The sequence below is a fragment of the Roseovarius tibetensis genome, from assembly GCF_050896375.1.
Taxonomy (GTDB): domain Bacteria; phylum Pseudomonadota; class Alphaproteobacteria; order Rhodobacterales; family Rhodobacteraceae; genus Roseovarius; species Roseovarius tibetensis.
The window spans coordinates 1-17756 of the sequence record NZ_JBPBBB010000053.1; the positions used below are offsets into that span (position 1 = coordinate 1).

At 61.2% G+C, this 17756-nt stretch carries 18 protein-coding genes and 1 pseudogene; 16 read left to right on the forward strand and 3 right to left on the reverse strand.

Annotated elements, in window-relative coordinates; genetic code table 11:
• Positions 1-80 precede the first annotated feature (80 nt).
• The 4 genes from ACROSR_RS18400 to ACROSR_RS18415 all read left to right on the forward strand — a co-directional run bounded on the left by ACROSR_RS18400 (position 81) and on the right by ACROSR_RS18415 (position 4619).
• The gene (locus ACROSR_RS18400) at positions 81-1775 is read left to right on the forward strand and encodes a DUF262 domain-containing protein (protein ID WP_432687379.1); all 1695 of its coding nucleotides are present in this window, start codon (positions 81-83) and stop codon (positions 1773-1775) included.
• Positions 1776-2378: 603 nt separating this feature from the next.
• Positions 2379-3254 (forward strand): recombinase family protein, encoded by an 876-nt coding sequence (locus tag ACROSR_RS18405; protein WP_432687360.1) that lies wholly within the window; start codon positions 2379-2381, stop codon positions 3252-3254.
• Between the two features lie 81 nt (positions 3255-3335).
• Positions 3336-3644, forward strand: coding sequence for a hypothetical protein (locus ACROSR_RS18410; RefSeq protein ID WP_432687362.1), 309 nt, complete (start codon positions 3336-3338; stop codon positions 3642-3644).
• Positions 3645-3947: 303 nt separating this feature from the next.
• Positions 3948-4619, forward strand: coding sequence for a hypothetical protein (locus tag ACROSR_RS18415; RefSeq protein ID WP_432687364.1), 672 nt, complete (start codon positions 3948-3950; stop codon positions 4617-4619).
• Positions 4620-4861: 242 nt separating this feature from the next.
• Here the strand turns inward: ACROSR_RS18415 and ACROSR_RS18420 are convergent, their stop codons facing one another.
• The 3 genes from ACROSR_RS18420 to ACROSR_RS18430 all read right to left on the reverse strand — a co-directional run bounded on the left by ACROSR_RS18420 (position 4862) and on the right by ACROSR_RS18430 (position 6922).
• Entirely contained in the window at positions 4862-5563 is a 702-nt protein-coding gene (locus ACROSR_RS18420) for an SDR family oxidoreductase (RefSeq protein WP_432687365.1), read from the reverse strand.
• 60 nt (positions 5564-5623) lie between these two features.
• Positions 5624-6538 (reverse strand): PhzF family phenazine biosynthesis protein, encoded by a 915-nt coding sequence (locus ACROSR_RS18425; protein ID WP_432687366.1) that lies wholly within the window; start codon positions 6536-6538, stop codon positions 5624-5626.
• A 126-nt stretch (positions 6539-6664) separates the two neighbouring features.
• The gene (locus ACROSR_RS18430; protein ID WP_432687367.1) at positions 6665-6922 is read right to left on the reverse strand and encodes a hypothetical protein; all 258 of its coding nucleotides are present in this window, start codon (positions 6920-6922) and stop codon (positions 6665-6667) included.
• A 178-nt stretch (positions 6923-7100) separates the two neighbouring features.
• Here ACROSR_RS18430 and ACROSR_RS18435 point away from each other — a divergent pair, with 178 nt between their 5' ends.
• The 12 genes and pseudogenes from ACROSR_RS18435 to dgt all read left to right on the forward strand — a co-directional run.
• A complete protein-coding gene (locus ACROSR_RS18435; RefSeq protein ID WP_432687368.1) occupies positions 7101-8240 on the forward strand; it encodes a transcriptional regulator GcvA in 1140 nt (379 codons plus the stop codon).
• 53 nt (positions 8241-8293) lie between these two features.
• Positions 8294-9256, forward strand: a complete 963-nt coding sequence (locus tag ACROSR_RS18440) for a 2-hydroxyacid dehydrogenase (protein WP_432687369.1) — start codon at positions 8294-8296, stop codon at positions 9254-9256.
• A gap of 384 nt (positions 9257-9640) precedes the next feature.
• A pseudogene (locus tag ACROSR_RS18445) lies at positions 9641-10150 on the forward strand (type I restriction-modification system subunit M N-terminal domain-containing protein).
• Positions 10147-10332, forward strand: coding sequence for a hypothetical protein (locus ACROSR_RS18450; protein ID WP_432687370.1), 186 nt, complete (start codon positions 10147-10149; stop codon positions 10330-10332). The pseudogene ACROSR_RS18445 and the gene ACROSR_RS18450 overlap by 4 nt, the downstream one beginning before the upstream one ends.
• Before the next feature lie 188 nt (positions 10333-10520).
• The gene (locus tag ACROSR_RS18455) at positions 10521-10667 is read left to right on the forward strand and encodes a DUF3096 domain-containing protein (RefSeq protein WP_432687371.1); all 147 of its coding nucleotides are present in this window, start codon (positions 10521-10523) and stop codon (positions 10665-10667) included.
• Positions 10668-11613: 946 nt separating this feature from the next.
• On the forward strand, positions 11614-12036 hold the full coding sequence (locus ACROSR_RS18460) for a hypothetical protein (protein ID WP_432687372.1): 423 nt from the start codon (positions 11614-11616) through the stop codon (positions 12034-12036).
• A 93-nt stretch (positions 12037-12129) separates the two neighbouring features.
• Complete coding sequence (locus ACROSR_RS18465; RefSeq protein ID WP_432687373.1) at positions 12130-12534, forward strand: DUF2177 family protein; 405 nt, start codon at positions 12130-12132, stop codon at positions 12532-12534.
• Between the two features lie 374 nt (positions 12535-12908).
• Complete coding sequence (locus ACROSR_RS18470; RefSeq protein ID WP_432687374.1) at positions 12909-13739, forward strand: protein NO VEIN domain-containing protein; 831 nt, start codon at positions 12909-12911, stop codon at positions 13737-13739.
• Between the two features lie 76 nt (positions 13740-13815).
• The gene (locus ACROSR_RS18475) at positions 13816-15588 is read left to right on the forward strand and encodes a type I restriction-modification system subunit M (RefSeq protein ID WP_432687375.1); all 1773 of its coding nucleotides are present in this window, start codon (positions 13816-13818) and stop codon (positions 15586-15588) included.
• Positions 15482-15838, forward strand: a complete 357-nt coding sequence (locus tag ACROSR_RS18480; RefSeq protein ID WP_432687376.1) for a hypothetical protein — start codon at positions 15482-15484, stop codon at positions 15836-15838. The genes ACROSR_RS18475 and ACROSR_RS18480 overlap by 107 nt, the downstream gene beginning before the upstream one ends.
• A complete protein-coding gene (locus ACROSR_RS18485; protein ID WP_432687377.1) occupies positions 15835-17160 on the forward strand; it encodes a restriction endonuclease subunit S in 1326 nt (441 codons plus the stop codon). Before ACROSR_RS18480 ends, ACROSR_RS18485 begins: the two co-directional genes overlap by 4 nt.
• A 49-nt stretch (positions 17161-17209) precedes the next feature.
• On the forward strand, positions 17210-17756 hold a 547-nt coding region (gene dgt / locus ACROSR_RS18490), incomplete at its 3' end, for a dGTP triphosphohydrolase (RefSeq protein ID WP_432687378.1).

Sequence of the window (17756 nt, forward strand, 5' to 3'; positions counted from 1 at the left end):
TCTATGCACAGCGCGACGTGCTCGATATGGTCGCGTGAAATGAAGCTATAGGTCTCCGGTAAATCCGGGGCGATTCAGCCATCCAGCGCCCATATGTCTGGAGCGCGGATCAGGTCATCACCCTGATCGACTCATTGATGAAAGGCTATCCGATCAGCTCGCTGATGTTCTGGGCCGTGGACGAGAAGCTGAAGCGAGAGCTGAAGATCTACAACTTCATCGAGCACTGGAAGCCTGGCCTGCAGAACCCGACGGCATCGGCGAATGGCCGGGATGTGACGCTGGTGCTCGACGGCCAGCAGCGCATCACGTCGCTGTTGATCGCGCTGCGTGGCAGCTTTGCGGAGAAAGCCAAGCACAAGCGTCGAGCCAACCTCGACGCCTGGTCGGAAAAGGCCCTCTATATTGATCTGCTGAAAGACCCGGAGGAGGAAATCGAGGACGAGGATGTCGAATTCGGCGTGAGCTACGGGCTGCGGTTTCACGCGCTGCCACCGCGCAGCGACCATCGTCGTTACTGGTTCCGGGTCGGGGACATGCTCGACCACCGCACCGAGGAGAGCTTACAGGCACTGGTTGAGACGACGCTGGCGCGTGTGCACCACGGCGTGACCCCTTACGAGCGCGACCTTATCACTTCGACGCTGCGCCGGCTGCACGAGGTGATCTGGGCCGATGAGGTGATCAACTACTACACAGAAACCAGCCCGTCGGTGGACCGCGTGCTCGACATATTCGTGCGCGCGAACGATGGTGGCACCAAGCTGTCGAAATCCGATCTGCTGATGTCCTTGATCATTTCTCAATGGGAGAATGTGTCGGCACGCGACGCGGTGTTCGATTTTGTTGACCACATCAACAAGGAATTGCCACAGACCAACAAGGTAACCAAGGACTTCGTTCTGAAATCCTGCCTGGTGCTCTGCGGCTTTGACGTAAAATACAACGTCTCGAATTTCACGGGTCAATCGATCGCCGAGATCGAGCGCAACTGGCCCGACATCCGTGACGCGCTGGTGCGGACGTTCCGCTATCTGAACGGTCTCGGGATCTCTTCAGACAATCTAAGCTCGCTGAACGCAGTGCTCCCGATCGCCTGGTTTTTCTATCACGCTCCTGGCGTGACCTTGCGTGGCACATCGGATTTTGATCGCTACAACGCGCGCGCAATCCAGCGCTGGTTGATCAACAGCCTTCTTATGGGCGTATTTGCCGGCCAATCTGACCGGACGATTTCTGCTGCCCGGAAGACCCTGAAAGAGGCGAGCCAGATCAGCCGAAACTTCCCCGAGACGCAGCTCTATCATGCGCTTGCGATCGGGGGCCGGATGGCGCGGCTGGATGAACGCGCGGTCGAAGATCTTCTCGATCTCACCTACAACAAGCCCAGAACCTTCCTGGCGCTGTCGTTGCTCTATGATGATTTCGACTGGGGCGGAAGCTTGCACCACGTGGATCACATCATTCCACGCGCCCGGGCCGATCGGCGTGTGCTGATGGGAATGAACCTGCCCGAGCATCGAATCCGAGAGATCACCGCGTCGGTCGACAGGCTCGGCAATCTACAGCTCCTGCCGAGCCAAGAGAATATCGAAAAGGGCGACCTGCCGTTCGAGACCTGGATCACCGGACGCAGCGATACCTACCGCGATCGCCACATGATCGCATATACGCCGGATCAGTGGACCGCGTCGATGCTGCCGGAGTTCGTGAGGGGCCGCGAGAAATCGATCCGCCAGCGCCTGCTCGCCCTGACGCAACCGGCACCGGCATGATGGGGCAAAGGGTCGGCATGGGTATAGGTGTCTGCGGCGGCTTGATGCGCGCACCTTGGATCACCGGCCCGGCATGAGGGAAAGCTTGCGATGCGCTCCCTGCTGAACAGGCGAGACGGCGATATGGCCGATGTGAAAGCCATGCCCGTCAGAGCCGCTGACAGGCTCGTGGAGCTGCCTTGTCCGCGGCGTGCTTAATGGACCCGCCCGATGTCGCTATTGCAGCCAGCGACCGTCCCAGACGTGCTGAGAGTCAAGCGGATGCCCTGATGTCGCTGGCGGTGACCGTGCAGGGGCTGAACGGCACCGTTTGCCGTCGCACCGATCTCCGCAGTGCGCATGCAAGCCTCACTGCGTCCCGTCGAGGACCATGCTAGGTTAACACGTTTTCAGCCTGACGTTAACGAAACCGGATTCTGTTAACATGTTCGGGCGCGACTGCGCATGTCGCCATACGAAACGCCTGATGCACATGGTCGGATCGCGTATGCTCGTGAGTGTTCATGACTAAACCCCTTACTTTAGTCATGAACACGTGATAAGCACATACATGTAAGGCACTTAGGCCACATCGAGAGAACAAACGCGAAGGAAGACCACGCAGTGCAGAAGGTTGTAGGCTACATACGCGTATCGACACCCAGACAAGGAGAAGAAGGCGTCAGCCTCGACGAGCAGGCGCACATGTTGCGTGGCTATTGTGACGATAAGAAGCTCAGCCTGCTCAGCATAGAGGAAGACGATGGCTCTGCGGCGGGCGCGCAAGACCACCTCCTCCGGGACGGGTATCGCAAAGCCATCAGGATTGCGAAGGAACAGGGCGCGATGATCCTCGTCCCCAGCGTAGATCGCCTGGCGCGTCATCCTGCTGTGCTGCCCGAGATCATCGACAACAATCTCCAAGTCATATCGGTTGCTGATGGGCGGCGTCTTGGCCGTAAGGCACTGCGACGTCTTGTCGATCATGCGCAGCGTGAGCGTGATCTGATCTCGAAACGTGTTCGTGACGGTGCCGCTCGTGCGAAAAGCCGTGGTGTGAATCTCGGAAACAGAAAGACCTTGAACGTGGCGCAACGCAACGGTGCGGTTTCCAACATGGTGCGCGCCGACCGCAAGGTTCAGGAACTCGCCGATTTCATAGATCGCACCTCCGGCTGGAAAGAACTGTCGCTGCGGGAGAAAGTGGACCTGTTGAACCGCTCCGGGCTGCACAATCTCATCAGCGAAAAGCGTGGCGAACGGCGACCCTGGACCACGAGCAGCCTCAGAAAGCCGTTAAAGAAGGCCGAGGCCGAGTTTGACCTGCGAAAACAGATGGACGCCCAGGACAGGCTCATCACGCCCGGTTTCTCGAAGGCAGACGACCGGGGCCTCAATGTGGCTTCCCCGGACCGCGATGATGCGGACTTCCTCGTGAATGATCCGGCCGTGCCGCTGGCTGTGGCATATGAGGACCACCCGGGCTTCGGCAAATTCTGACCGTGCCAGTTGACCGTGCCGTATGGTGGCGGGTGCACGACGTGCGCCACAGTCACTCGCCATCAGTTACCTGCCGCAGCCGTGTTTCGTGGTCTGCGCCATCAACAGCAGCAGCATGAGCATGTGGCGACCAAACGCTGGATGAGCTCCGGACATGAAAGACCGTGGCTCGAAGACCACCTCGCTCAGAGCGCGCAGGGCGCGCTTCTCGTGCTCTGCGCTGTCACGCATCAAATACTGCGCTGGACGCAGCCAGTGAGCGGCACAGCCAGCCAGGTGACGTTCCTGCTTGCAATCGCGCAGCAACGCAGCAAAGAACAGCATGCTGCACCGGTTTCAATGGGCTTTTCGCTGTGCCGCGGTGACATGATCGTCTTGACCGGAAGATGACGAATACGACTTGGTGAGCGCCGGAACGTCCTCAGCTTGCTGTCTACCGGACAATCCGTTCCCGTCCCGGAAAGAGGAGCCTTTCTTCTCTCTAAGTAAGTAAGTTATAAAGTCAGTATAGAGAAGTAAGTTATAAAGTCAGTATAGAGAAGTAAGTATAAGGAGAAGAGACGGTCCCGGAAATAGGGAGCATAGGTCCGGTCCGCGGACTTGTGGACGCAAGGCATTATTTCTCCGGCGCGATGAGATTTCACCAGTTCACGCTTGTAGAGCTACACAAACGTGATGCAACCCGGACATGTAATGGCCTTCTATGTCTTGCTGACACACGGCGCGAGACCGACGGGAAACTTCCGTGATCATCCGGCTGCAAGATCGCAAGTGCGGTATTACGACCAAGTTTGTTCTCTCAAAGGCATCCAGAAACCTCAATATTTCTGCGATTATGCGCGGAAGGCCAACTCGTTGGCGTGTCTACCGAACCTGAAGTTCGTGTTGGAAAAGCTCGAAAACGAGGGAGAAGGCAGCGTGGTCGTCGACGACGTCGCAAGACTGACCAAGATCTGCGATTGGCGATACCGATCTGATTTTGTTGCAGAACTTATGATATATGGTCGTTGGATATATTCGATACTGCACAAAAGCACGCTTTCGGACGTTTCCGATTCAGCGATCAGGCTCGTGACCCACCACCCTGAGAAATCGAAACACCCTGCACAACAGCGCCGTCATCAGAATACCGTGGCGGCCAGATCTTCGTCTGCAGCATCCCGGTCGAACACCGCGCTCGAGAATGCGCGCGCTTTGGCTGCTGTGCGAGATGAGATTGTCGCGGCGCACGGCGCCGCAACGCTGAAACAGATTTCCGACGAGGCGACGGCGCGCGGTTTGACATCGACCACAGGCAAGAACTGGACGCCACAGAACGTTGCGCGCTCGCTCAAGTTGCTGGAAAGTAAGGGCAATGTTGATTGAATCGAACGCCATGTCCCGGTGAGGAGCCATACACGACGCGAGGGCGAGCCACCGGGTTGCGTAATCGAGATGGGCGCTTCCGAACTCGTCACGTTTTCGCTCCGGACGTGGTCGGTTTCATTTGCGGCGATCCTCTCCAGCCCAGCACGTGGCACAATCAGATATGATGGGGCCTCTGGATGCACAGGGCCCATCATCTGCGTGAAAGCGTGCGGCCACCCGGGTGCTGCCATCACGAACTGTCACATGTGGCGTGTCATGCCACCATCGGCGCGCAGGCTCTGGCCGGTGATGTAGCTGCTGTCCTCGGTCAGCAGGAAGGCCGCCACGCGGGCCTGCTCTTCTGCCCGCCCGAAGCGTCGGAGGGCGGATTTCTCGGCAAGCTCCTGCGGAAGATCCAGACTGTCGGTGAAGCCCGGCAGCAGGCAGTTCATGCGGATGTTGGCGGGGCCGTAACGGTCGGAGTAGAGCTTGGTGAAGTTCGACACGGCGGCACGGTAGACGCTCGAGGTGGGAAAGGTCAGCGACGGCTCGAAGGCGGAAAAGGTGGTGATGTTGACGATCGAGCCGCCGCCCTGCGCCGTCATTACCGGGGTCAGCAGCCGCGCCATGCGCAGGACCGGCTTGAGGACCATCTCGTGGGCGCGATCCCAGTCCGCCTCCGGGATCTCGAGAAGGTCGCCCTTGGGCGGCCCACCGACATGGATCAGGCAGGCGTCGATGCGGCCGTGGGTTTCCAGGGCGAGGTCGAAGATCGCTTGCGTGTCATCTGCGTTTTCGGCCCGACCGCGATGCGCGACACCGCCCAGGTCCTCGGCCAGCCTTTCGCAGCTGTCGGACGGCGACATCAGTGCCAGGGCGTAGCCGCGCGCGTGCATTTCGAGGGCGGTGGCAGCCCCCATGCCCCGGCCGCCGCCGATGATGAGGCAGGTCTTGTCGGTCATGTCATCCTCCTTTGGGCTGCTTGGTCCTTGGCACATGAAAGGCACATGACAGCACGAGGGTCAGGTGCTGACCATCTTCTCGTCCATCACGCGGCCATATCCGCCCACCATCAGGCCGGTGATCTCTGCATCAGGGCGGGTCAGTCGCACGTCGAGCAGGCTGGGCGACGGCGGCGTCATCCACGCCCCCTGCTCGACCAGCAGGCGGTCCTTGCGGCGGCCCAGGCGGTCATGGAGCAGGCAGCCGAGCGGGCCGGCGGCCATGCCCGTGGCCGATTCCTCGGGGATGCCGTAGTGCGGGGCGAACATGCGCGCGGTGGCGTCGGTCTCGCCCTCGAGCGGCACGAAGACGTAGAAACCGATGAGATCCAGCTTCTCGCTGATCCGCTCGATCGCGGTCTGGTCCGGTGTCAGGTCACGCAAGGTCTCGGTGGCCTTCAGGCCGACCAGCAGGAACCGCACGCCGGTATCGACCACGACCGGGGCCACGCCGTCGATCAGTTCTTCCTCGCCGACGCCGAGCGCGCTTAGCACCTGCGCGCGCGTCACGCCGGCTTGCGCCCAGTCGGCCGCGTCGCTGTAGCGCGGTGCGGTCTGTTCCATGAAGGCGGCGCCCTCGGCGATGCGGATGGCGCGCGGCCCGTCGACCGTTTCCTTGGAACTCCAGCCCTCCTGCACCCGGCCGCGTGCGGCCAGCACGGAGAACGTGCCCACCGTGGCATGACCGCAATGCGCGATCCGCCGGTTGGGCGTGAAGAAATCGAGCTTGAAGGTCTCGGTCTCGGATCGCGAGACAAAGGCGGTCTCGGACAGCCCGGCATTGGTGGCGATGGCCTGCATCTCGGCCTCGCCGAGATCGTCGGCATCGAGCACCACGCCGGCCGGGTTGCCGCCCGTCCCGTCGCGGATGAAGGCGTTGACGACCTGCAGGGTCACCGTGCGGGGGGCGGCGGCGGTGTCGGGTGCGTGTGTCATGGCGTGCTCCTTTCCTCTTCAAGATTTGTCTCCGGCCGTCCGGTTGCTGGATGCGGTTGTGGGCTTAGCGCCTGCCCAACCTCGTCCCAGTCCGCCCCGCCGGGAAGGCGCAGCGGCGGCTCGTCATCACGCGCTGCAGCCGGGCGTCCGGGGCGTGACCGAAAGATCGTCCGCGGCCATGCGGCCTTCCCGGCACCCCGGCGACAGGCCAAGGCGCCCCGTCGCTGCCCGGAAAGACAGTTTCATCGCGGACAGAACAGCCCTGAACGCCCGGCTCAGGACAAGACCCCAAAGCTCGGACCGCAGCCGTGCGGCGTCGGCGGCCGCGGCGCGCATCCGCGGATCGGGGTGGTTCGAGAGACGTATGCGGTCGATGTTATGCATGTCGGGCCTCCTTTTGGACTGGATCTCCCTGGCGCTCATGGCCAGAAAATCTTTCTCAAGCGATACGATGAGCTTTGCCTCGCATCTCCTTGTCCGCGATGTTGGCGCAGGGAGCGCCTCTTCACAAACGAGAATGTCTTGCATATGGAATAGCTGAGCTTATGCGTGGGACTTGGTCATGACACGTCGCCTGCCTCCCTTGAACGCGATTCGGGCCTTCGAGGCCGCGGCCCGGCATCTGAGTTTCAAGAAGGCCGCCGAGGAATTGCACATCACGCCGGCCGCGATCAGCCAGCAAGTCCGCGCGCTCGAGGATCACGTCGGGCGTCCGCTCTTTCGCCGGATCACGCGGGGGTTGATCCTGACCGCGGCCGGCGCCGCGGCCGCCCCCTTTCTGACCGAAGGGTTGGACCGGCTCGCCGAAGGGGCGGCCCGGATGCAGGACATCCCGCAAAGCCGGATCCTGACCGTCAGCGTCGCGCCCTCGCTCGCGGCAAAGTGGCTGGTGCCGCGGCTCGACCGCTTCCGCGCGGCGCATCCCGATTACGACATCCGCCTCGATGCGACCAACGCCCTGTCGACATTCCGGGGCGACGGCGTCGATGTCGCGCTGCGTTTCGGCGGCGGACGCTATCCCGGGCTGCACGCCGAACGCCTGCTGGCCGAGACCGCCTTTCCGGTCTGCAGCCCGGAACTGCTGGCGCGCGGACCGCCCATTGAGTCCCCCGGGGACCTGGCCGCGCACACGCTGCTGCACATCCAGTGGGCGATGGAGTCCGAGACCGCGCCCAACTGGCAGATGTGGCTGCGCGCCGCCGGCGTCGACATCGTCGATCCGTCACGCGGGCCGCGGTTCAGCCATGACAGCATGGCGGTGCAGGCGGCGATCGAAGGTCAGGGCGTCGCGCTGGCGGTCTCGACACTGGTCGCCGACGACCTCGCCGCAGGCCGCCTCGTCCGCCCCTTTCCGCCTTCCGGCAGCGAGGCGACCGAGTTCGGCTATCACCTCGTCCACCCCGACGACAAGGCGCCCGACCCGAAGGTCCGGGCCTTCCGCGACTGGATCACCGACGAGATGAGACATACAAGAGGCGGCGCGCGTGATCTCGACCGCAAGGGTCTGCACCGGCCTCGCATCGGCGGAGACGGGCCCGGGGATGCCCGCAAGGCACCACGTCGTAGTCGCGACGATCGGCGGCCATGCACAGGTCGCGCACTTCATTCCGGAATCGTGGCCCCGAACTTGCACATGGGTTCTGGTTGGCTTCCTCTGTCTTCTCGTGATAGCCATTTCCCGGAAACGATTGCCGTCTGGTAGCGATGTTCGAGGCCCATGATTTCGGGGCCTTCAGCAGAAACAAGGGTCGAGCCATGTCCAAACCGGTGATCTGGATCCCGCGTCGCCTGTCGGATGCGACCATCGCGCGGGCCCGCCGCGATTACGAGGTGATCCTGACAGAGGACGACACGCCGGGCACCCCCGACGAGATCGTCGCGATGAGCGGCCGCGTGGACGCCATGATCCCCTGTCACTCCGAGCGGTTTTCGGCAGAGGTCGTGGCGCGTCTCGATCCGCGTCTCGGGATCGTCGCCAATCATTCCGTCGGCGTCGATCACTGCGATCTCGACGCGCTGAAAGCCGCCGGAATCGTGGTGACCAACACGCCCGACGTGCTGTCGGATGCCACGGCCGAGCTTGCGATGCTGCTGATGCTGGGTGCTGCACGGCACGCGGTGTCCGCCGACCGCCTCGTGCGGCAGGGGGAATGGAACAACTGGTCGCCTTCGTTCATGGTCGGCAAGCAGGTGACAGGCGGCCGGTTGGGCATCGTCGGCATGGGCCGCGTGGGCCGGGCTTTCGCGGAAAAGGCCCGCGGGTTCGGAATGGAAATTCATTACCACAACCGCAGCCAACTGCCCCCAGAGATGGAACAGGGCGCGATTTTCCATCGCGACCTCGACGATCTTCTCGAGGTTTCCGACTTCCTGACGCTGCACTGCCCGGCCACCAGCGACACCCTCGACCTGCTCGATGCCACGCGGCTCGCGAAGCTGCCCGAGGGGGCGGTCGTTGTGAACACCGCGCGTGGCGCCCTTGTCGATGAGGATGCGCTTCTGGCCGCGATCAGATCGGGCCACGTGGCCGCCGCCGGGCTTGACTGCTTCAAGCAGGAGCCGGGCGGCAATCCAGCCTTTGCCGAGCATGAGAACATCTTCATGCTGCCGCATATCGGCAGCGCAACGGTGTCGACACGTGACGCCATGGGCTTTCGCGCACTCGACAATCTCGACGCGTTCTTTGCCGGGCAGGAACCGGGCGACCGGCTGGTCTGAATCGCGGTCGAAGTTCTGAAAGGTTTGGACAGAGCCATTTTATTCATGTCGAACTTGGCACCGATGAGAGGGCCGATCATCTCGGAGCGCAACATTGGTCAGTCCTGATTACCGAGCGGGCGCAGCGACGAGATCACCCTGCCGATAGGATCCGCGTGCGGCACCGAAGTGCCCAGGTTCTGGATCTTCATCCGAGATAACCGCCCTATCAACAGCACCGCCCGCTCAACGGTAGTCTTCCGCTTCTCCCACGATCGGAGCGGTGAACACGCACCGTTGCGGTCTGGTCATGTATCGATATGGTGACACGGATTTCGCGGGCCGGTTGTTGTCGCGACCGGCGATGAGCCGGGATCATACATTGCACACGTGGAGACACCATACATGAGCCTCGAACGATCGCTCTTCGCCGCCGCCGACAAGATGCGCGGCGCGATGGATCCCGGCGAATACAAGCACGTGGTCCTCGGTCTGCTGTTCCTGCGCTACGTCTCGGCGTCCTTCGAGGCCAAGCGCGCGGAATTTGCCCAGGATGATCTGATCGATATCTAGGACCCCGACGAATACGTCGCCGAGAACGTGTTTTGGGTGCCGGAGAAGGCCAGGTGGGACCGGCTCTCCGCAAATGCCAAGGCCAACGATATCGGCGTCCAGGTCGACGACGCCATGCGCGAGATCGAGAAATCGAACCCGTCGCTGCAGGACGCACTGCCCAAGGTCTTCGGTCGCGCCAATCTCGACCGCGCCATCGTCACCGGGCTGATCGAGATGTTCACCAATCTCGAACTGCACGGCACCAAGTCCGACTTCGACCTGAGCCGCGCGCGAACATACCGTCGGTCTTCCTCTACCGTTTGCTTGCCATCGGCGGCGAGAATAGCCTGCGCGGCATGACCGCTGGCTTCCAGCACGACAGCTTCTACCTCACGCTCGACCGGGATGATGATTTTCTCGCCATGGGCGGGCTGACGCGGCCGGTCGCGGATAACGAGGACGATCTGCACGCTGCTTTCGAGGATCTTGGACTGGTGCACCGCATCGTTGATGGGCTTCATGGGGATACGCCGACCGTTTGATCAAGCGCGTGTCAAACTGTTCCGGCCTCAAACGGTCGGCGTGGCCTGCTTGGCCGTCTGATGCAGCCAGTGATCGGCACGTAGCTGAAACTTCTTGAAACAACGGGTTGAAGTCGCAGGATTTTCGGCTGTAGCCTAGGGTAAGATGTCCAAACGCAACCCGCGAAACGCAAAAAGGACCGTCAAAGATGACCATTGAACTGTCGAGTCTGCAGCCGATCGTCGCGCTTGCCTGCGGCGTCGCCATCCTGATCATACCGAAGCTTCTGAACTACATCGTGGCCGGTTATCTGATCTTCTCTGGCCTGATCGGGCTCGGCATTCTGAACCTTTAGCCGCTATAATTCAGTGCGCCCCGAAGGCGCGCTTCATCAGGAGAGGGAGGATCTACCCAGATAGTTGTCCATAGGTCTGGTAGCTGACGAGCGATTTCGGTGGGTAACTGGCGGGGAGGAAGCCTCGTGAAAAAGGCCGCCGGCTGAGCGCTGAGCGGGGCCAGCTCGCTCTTCACCGCCACGACGATGCTTACTTTATTCGCGAGCATCAGCGCGCTGCCCATCGGGTGGGTGTGGAACGGCGTCTACACCTTGGTTTGCCCCTCGTTTGCAATGTTGTCCTGTCGATCTGGGTGCTGCTTTACGCCGTCGTGGTGTGACGGTGCCAAGGTGCCATGCTGCGTGGTAGCGTCACGCATCGGTCATCGGAGAGCCATCTGATATCGTCATCCCACCGAATGCCGACACCTGAACGTTGCCGGATCCCTCATTTGAACCCGCTGTACATGTCGGTTTTGGATGTCGCTCAGCCCCAAGCTTGCCATATAAAACGCTGATCCCCGGAGGGAGACTTGATCCTCCGGGATTGCATGCCCAAGGTCGCTATTCCGGTTTTTCGGTCGATGTGGACCCCTCGGGTGGCGATGGCTGGGATGCATCCTCCGCCTTCTCGGTGGGCTGGGCAAGCATCTTGCGACGTCTTGCGTTCCGGGATCTGGCAGCGCCCACCGGGGCGGGCGTCGCGAGAAATTCGGCGAGATTGAAGTCTGGCTTGATCGAAAACATGGTCATCAAAGATGCCCTTCCTTGGCGGAGACTATCACGCCTGTGTATGGCATATGGGGACGCGAACCCGGATTTGTAAGCTGTGGCCAGGCGCGCAGGGGTGGCGCCGCAATGCGATCGTGTTGCCGGCGTTGTGAAACAGGCAGTCGAGGGTGTATCATTTCGAGGTGGATGACCCTGCGGATCCGGCCGCGTGTTCGTCCGATCAAGGAGATCTATCGTGAAGCCGATCACGCCCCTCGCAGTTCTTGTTCTGCTCGCCGGCCCGGCATTTGCCGATACGTGGCGGTGCCAGGTGCCCTATGACGAAGTGAATGGTGGCGGCCATGTAATCCTCGAGGAAGACCGCATGGTCTTCGTGTCCGACTGGCCGCATCGTGACCGCGAAATCGTGAAATGCATCAGGGCCGGTCTGACAAGCGAATGCATGTCGGCGGATCTTGCTACGAACAGGGATGGCGGTGCGTCCATATTTGCGAAGCTCTATTCCATCGTCTGGCAAAAGGATGGCCGCCCACCGACGACGATCACGACACGGCAGATATCCGCGATCTTCAAGGACCATGTCGACGGCTATGCGATGGCCGAGGCATTTCCCGCCATCGGGCACACCTTTCCCGTGACCGATTGCAAACCGGACTGACCGGGCGACGGCAAACAAGCCGCGGCGCCGGCATCCCCATCCGTAGACGGGCCGCCGCGCCGGACTATCTCGACGAGGGAAAAGGAGAAACGAATGTCCCTTCTCGTCCTCGTCCTCGTCATGGTCACTGGCGTGATCTTCCTGATCGCCGACGCCGTCATGCTGTCGACCGTCATCAAGCCGATCTTCGCGCAGCACCTTGGCGAAACGCTTCGTGTGGCGATACGTCCCCTGCAGGCCGCGCTGTTCTATGTCATCAACATGGCTGGCGTGGTCTGGTTCGCCGGCTGGCCGGCGCTGCGCGATGGCACGCCCGCAACGGCGCTCCTCAACGGCGCGGTCCTGGGCTTTGTCGCCTACGGCACTTACGAGCTGACCAGCTGGACGGTGATGCGCGACTGGCACCCCTCGATGGTGGCCGCCGACATGGCCTGGGGCGCGACACTCACTGCGGTGTCGGCCTGGGGTGGGGTGATGGCCGCCCGAGCGATCGGCTGAATGAGGAGCCGAACCCATGGCCAAATGTCGTTACGGCCCAAGTAGTGCCCTAAATACTGCCAATGCGGTAGGCACTATTGGCTTCGAATTTCCAAGACGAGAAATGGTTCAATATGCTGTGATAGGTGTGAGCAAGTGCACCAAGTTCGAACAGTCCCGACGCATCCGTCAGCTTTCCCTAACGAACTCGCTCGGTTACGCGTGCGCCGCTCATCCGATACCGCTCCCTTGAGAAACCGAAGCTGGCCTACGGGCAACCGGCACCGTGGGCAAGCGGGCATTCTGCGAAAATGAGGAACAGGGCATTCAGCCTGCGCACTGGCACGCCGCGATTTTCAGATGACATGCACCAGCGCGCCGCATAGCCTGGTAAGATGAGCGCAACCGCCTGGTCAGACGAAGAGAACGACGCGATCGTCGAGACGTGGTTCGCCATGCTGATAGATGATCTGGCGGGGCGGCCTGTGAACAAAGCGGCGCAGAACCGTGCCCTGCAGGAGGAAACCGGGCGCAGTCGCGGCTCGATCGAGTTCAAGCATTGCAACATCTCGGCCGCCGCCAAGGCCTTTGGTTTGCCGATCCTGCGCGGGTATCAGCCACGCTTCAATTTCCAGATGTCGCTGGCCGAGGCGATATCGCGCTGGCTGGCACGGCATCCGCACTGGGATGCGCCCACGCGCGCAGCGCCCCCTCAGCAGATGGCCGAGCCCGAGCCGCTCTTCGTTGATGTCGCCCCGACCCTGCGCAACGTTCCGCCGCCTGACGAGCTGGAGCAGATGCAGCGGGTCGCCCGGAAATTTGACGTGGCCGGGCGGGACGAGCGCAACCGCGCATTGGGATACGCCGGTGAGGAACGCGTGCTGCATTACGAGCGCGCCACGCTGCGCCAGGCCGGCTGCGACGATCTCGCCGATCGCGTCCGCTGGGTCTCGCAGGAGGATGGCGATGGTGCCGGCTACGATATCCTCAGCTTCAGCCCGGAAGGCCGCGAGCGCCTGATCGAGGTGAAGACGACCAACGGCTGGGCGCGCACGCCGTTCCATATCTCTCGCAACGAACTGGAGGTCTCCGAAGAGCGCCAGCAGGCTTGGTGCCTCTTCCGTCTGCATGACTTTGCGCGCCAGCCCCGTGCATTCGAGTTGCACCCGCCCTTGGCAGCGCATGTCGCGCTCATCGCCGGGAGTTACCGGGCGACCTTCCATTGACCGAGCCGGCCAGCATCCACTCTTGCACTTTCAGGGCTCACCGCACATCCTGAAGGCGAAAACGTCAGGGGCGGTAATGAGTAGCAACGACATCAAGAGCCTCGGCAGCTTCGTGTGGTCGATCGCGGAACTTCTCCGGGGCGATTTCAAGCAATCGGAGTATGGAAAGGTCGTGCTGCCCTTCGTGGTCCTGCGCAGGCTCGATTGCATCCTGGAGGAGACCAAGCCCGACGTTCTCGACATGGCGGCGTCGCTGCCCAAGGGCATGGACGAGGAGGCGCGCGATGCGCTGCTGGCCGGCGTCGTCGGCACGAACATCCGCCTCTACAACGAGTCGCGGTTCACATTTGCCTCGCTCAAGGGCCAGGACCCCAAGGACATCCACCGTAACCTTGTCGACTATATCACGCAGTTCTCTGGCAATGTCCGTGACGTCTTCCTCGACAAGTTCCTGTTCACCGATCAGCTCAAGCGGCTCAATGATGCCGGGCTGCTCTTTCAGGTGTTCGACCGGTTCACGCAGATCGACCTGCACCCCGACGCCATTTCCAACCTCGAGATGGGCTATCTCTTCGAGGACCTTATCCGCCGCTTCTCGGAAATCTCGAACGAGACGGCGGGCGAGCATTACACCCCGCGCGAGGTCATCCGCCTGATCGTCTCGCTGCTGCTGATCAACGACCGCGAGGCGCTGACCGGCACTGGCGTCATCCGGCAGGTATATGATCCAGCGGCAGGCACCGGCGGGATGCTGTCCATCGCCGAGATGGAGATGAAGGCGCTCAACGACCGTATCCGCGTCGAGCTTTTCGGCCAGGAACTGAACCCCGAGTCCTTCGCGATCTGCAAATCCGACATGCTGGTCACCGGCCACAACCCCGAGAACATCGCCTATGGCAACACGCTGACGCAAGACGCGCATGCGAACCGGCGGTTCCATTACATGTTCTCCAATCCGCCCTATGGCGTCGACTGGAAGAAATACGCCGACCCGATCAAGGCCGAGGCCGCCGACCAGGGCATGTCCGGGCGCTTCGGGGCCGGACTGCCGCGTATCTCGGATGGGCAGTTGCTGTTCCTGCAGCACATGATCTCCAAGATGCGGCATGACGAGCAGGGCTCGCGCATCGGTATCGTCATGAACGGCTCACCGCTCTTCACCGGCGGGGCCGGCTCGGGCGAGAGCGAGATACGCCGCTGGATGCTGGAGAACGACTGGGTCGAGGCGATCATCGCGCTGCCCACCGATCTCTTCTACAACACCGGCATCCAGACCTATGTCTGGCTGCTCAGCAACCGCAAGGACCGGGCGCGGCGCGGCAAGGTGCAACTCATCGACGCCAGCGGCGAGCGTTTCTGGAAATCCATGCGCAAGTCGCTCGGGTCGAAGCGTCGCGAGATCCCGCCCGGTGCCTGCGATCAGATCACGCGGCTCTATGGCGAGATGCTGAACGGTAATGGCGATTGGGGCGACGTGTCCAAGATCTTCGCCACGACCGATTTCGGCTACCGCGAAATCCGGGTCGAGCGTCCGCTGAAACTGGCCTTCGCAGTCACGCCAGAGGGGCTGGAGGCGCTGCGCGAGGCCAAGCCGTTCGCCAGGCTCGACGAGGAGACGCGCAGCGCCATTCTGGAGTCGCTGGAGCAGCACCTGGCGGGTGAGCGGTGGGGTGAGCCGCAGCGCGTTCGACACCGCACTCAGCGACTCGCTCCGGGCCGCTGGCGTCAAGATCGGCGCGCCGGTGCGCAAGGCCATTCTGGGGGCGCTGTCGGAGCGCGACGAGGCGGCGGAGGTCTGCACCGATGCGAAGGGCAATCCCGAACCCGACACCGATCTGCGCGATCATGAACTGGTGCCGCTGAACGAGGACTGGCGCGCCTATGTGAAACGCGAGGTGCTGCCCTTCGTCCCTGACGCCTGGGTGGACGAGAGCTACACCGACGCCCAGGACGGCGACATCGGGCGCGTGGGCTACGAGATCAACTTCAACCGCTACTTCTACAAATACGTGCCGCCCCGACCGTTGGAGGAGATCGACGCCGAGTTGAAGGCGCTCGAAGCCGAGATCGCAGGTTTGCTGCAGGAGGTGGTTGAATGACGACGCACCGTTTGCGCGATGTGGCATTGGTTCTAACCAGCAACGTCGATAAGGTCATCGATCCCAACGAGCGCACGGTTCGTCTCTGCAATTACGTGGATGTCTACAAGAACAATTTCATCCGAAATGACATGCCGTTCAAACCCGGCAGCGCGACCGCCGCTGAGATCAAGAAGTTCGGAGTGCAGGTTCATGATGTGATCATCACCAAAGACTCAGAGACGGCGGATGAGATCGGCGTTCCGGCGCTCGTAAAATCAACGGCAGAGGACTTGGTTTGCGGATACCACCTTTCGATTTTGCGTGCTGACCGTCGGCGCATGATTGGCCCGTTTCTATATTGGCACCTTCTCTCGAAAAAATCGCAGGAAGATTTTGGCAACGCTGCGAACGGCGTCACTCGTTTCGGGCTGACACTTGGCGGGATCAAGGGCATTCCCGTCAACGTCCCCGACCTCGCGACCCAACGCCAGATCGCCGACTTTCTGGACCGTGAGACTGCAAGAATAGACCTGCTGATCAAGAAAAAGCAGCGGTTGGTGGCGTTGCTGGCAGGCAAGAAAGAAACTCTGCTTGATACTGCTGTTTGCAAGGGTCTATCGGATACCGCCGAAAAGAAGAGGAGCGGCGTAGATTGGTTTGGCGACGTCCCCGCCAATTGGACGGTCTGCCGGTTCAATCGACTGATTGCGTCAAAAGTCGATTATCGCGGCCGAACACCCGAAAAGGTCGACGAGGGTGTGTTCCTGGTGACCGCTCGCAACGTCCGCGATGGTAAAATCGACTACCAACGTTCGGAAGAATACACGACAGTGGAAGATTGGGAAAAACTAAGTGCGCGCGGGAAACCACGCATCGGCGACGTGCTATTCACGACTGAAGCGCCGCTGGGTCAGGTCGCGCAAGTTGACAGAACCGACGTAGCGTTCGCACAGCGCATCATGAAATTCCGGGCGAACGCTGCGCTGGTCAGTAACGACTTTCTGGCACTGTTCATGATCAGCGCATCCTTCCAGAGATCGCTTCAACTGTTTTCGTCTGGATCGACTGCAGCAGGGATCAAGAGCGAGCGCCTTGCACATCTCTTCGGACTGGTTCCGCCAGAACTCGATCAAGCAGAAATCGTTGCGTTCGTTAGGCGTCAAATCGATCATCTTGATGCCTTGGAGGCACCGATCAATGCTTCAATCGACCGCCTCAAAGAATACCGATCCGCCCTGATCACCGCCGCTGTCACGGGGCAGATCGACGTGGACACCTACACCAAATCCGGCACCCCCGACCGCCACCTCGACGCCATCCAAGAGGAGATGGGCGCGTGACACGGCCTCAAGCAATCTCAAAACGATCTAGCAAAGCCGAGGCACCCGATTGAAAAACGACTATTTTGAAGAACGTCTTCACGAAGGCCAAGCGAACCGCCCCAAGGACAGCCGGTCACAGTATCAGCGTGATCGAGCGCGGATAATACACTCTGCTGCTTTCCGACGCTTGCAGGGCAAGACACAGGTGATGGGGGTAGGGGAAGGCGATTTTCACCGAACCAGGCTAACGCATTCTATTGAGGTCGCGCAGATCGGCTATGGAATTCTTGAGGTCCTGCAGCGGAATGAAGCTCTTTATCCAGAACGTATCAGGGGCTGGTTCCCACACCGCGATCTCATCGAGGCAGCTTGCCTGTCTCACGACTTTGGACATCCTCCCTTTGGTCACAAAGGTGAACAAGCATTGCATGGCGCCATGCTGCGATCCGGTGGCTTTGAGGGGAACGGTCAGACACTCAGGATTTTAGCGCGCTTAGAGAAATATAAAGAACGTGGCAAAGGCATCTATCCGACACGAAGGTTGTGTCTCGAAAGTGGTGGAAATTCTCCGGCGACGTCCTCCGAGCGGTTTGATTTGCGCTTGATCAAGCAGC

Excerpts from the sequence above, each read along its gene's own strand:
- ACROSR_RS18415 (WP_432687364.1), top strand. The coding sequence starts at position 3,948 with ATGGCCTTCTATGTCTTGCTGACACACGGCGCGAGACCGACGGGAAAC.
- ACROSR_RS18420 (WP_432687365.1), bottom strand. The coding sequence starts at position 5,563 with ATGACCGACAAGACCTGCCTCATCATCGGCGGCGGCCGGGGCATGGGG.
- ACROSR_RS18425 (WP_432687366.1), bottom strand. The coding sequence starts at position 6,538 with ATGACACACGCACCCGACACCGCCGCCGCCCCCCGCACGGTGACCCTG.
- ACROSR_RS18430 (WP_432687367.1), bottom strand. The coding sequence starts at position 6,922 with ATGCATAACATCGACCGCATACGTCTCTCGAACCACCCCGATCCGCGG.
- ACROSR_RS18435 (WP_432687368.1), top strand. The coding sequence starts at position 7,101 with ATGACACGTCGCCTGCCTCCCTTGAACGCGATTCGGGCCTTCGAGGCC.
- ACROSR_RS18440 (WP_432687369.1), top strand. The coding sequence starts at position 8,294 with ATGTCCAAACCGGTGATCTGGATCCCGCGTCGCCTGTCGGATGCGACC.
- ACROSR_RS18450 (WP_432687370.1), top strand. The coding sequence starts at position 10,147 with ATGACCGCTGGCTTCCAGCACGACAGCTTCTACCTCACGCTCGACCGG.
- ACROSR_RS18455 (WP_432687371.1), top strand. The coding sequence starts at position 10,521 with ATGACCATTGAACTGTCGAGTCTGCAGCCGATCGTCGCGCTTGCCTGC.
- ACROSR_RS18465 (WP_432687373.1), top strand. The coding sequence starts at position 12,130 with ATGTCCCTTCTCGTCCTCGTCCTCGTCATGGTCACTGGCGTGATCTTC.
- ACROSR_RS18470 (WP_432687374.1), top strand. The coding sequence starts at position 12,909 with ATGAGCGCAACCGCCTGGTCAGACGAAGAGAACGACGCGATCGTCGAG.
- ACROSR_RS18475 (WP_432687375.1), top strand. The coding sequence starts at position 13,816 with ATGAGTAGCAACGACATCAAGAGCCTCGGCAGCTTCGTGTGGTCGATC.
- ACROSR_RS18485 (WP_432687377.1), top strand. The coding sequence starts at position 15,835 with ATGACGACGCACCGTTTGCGCGATGTGGCATTGGTTCTAACCAGCAAC.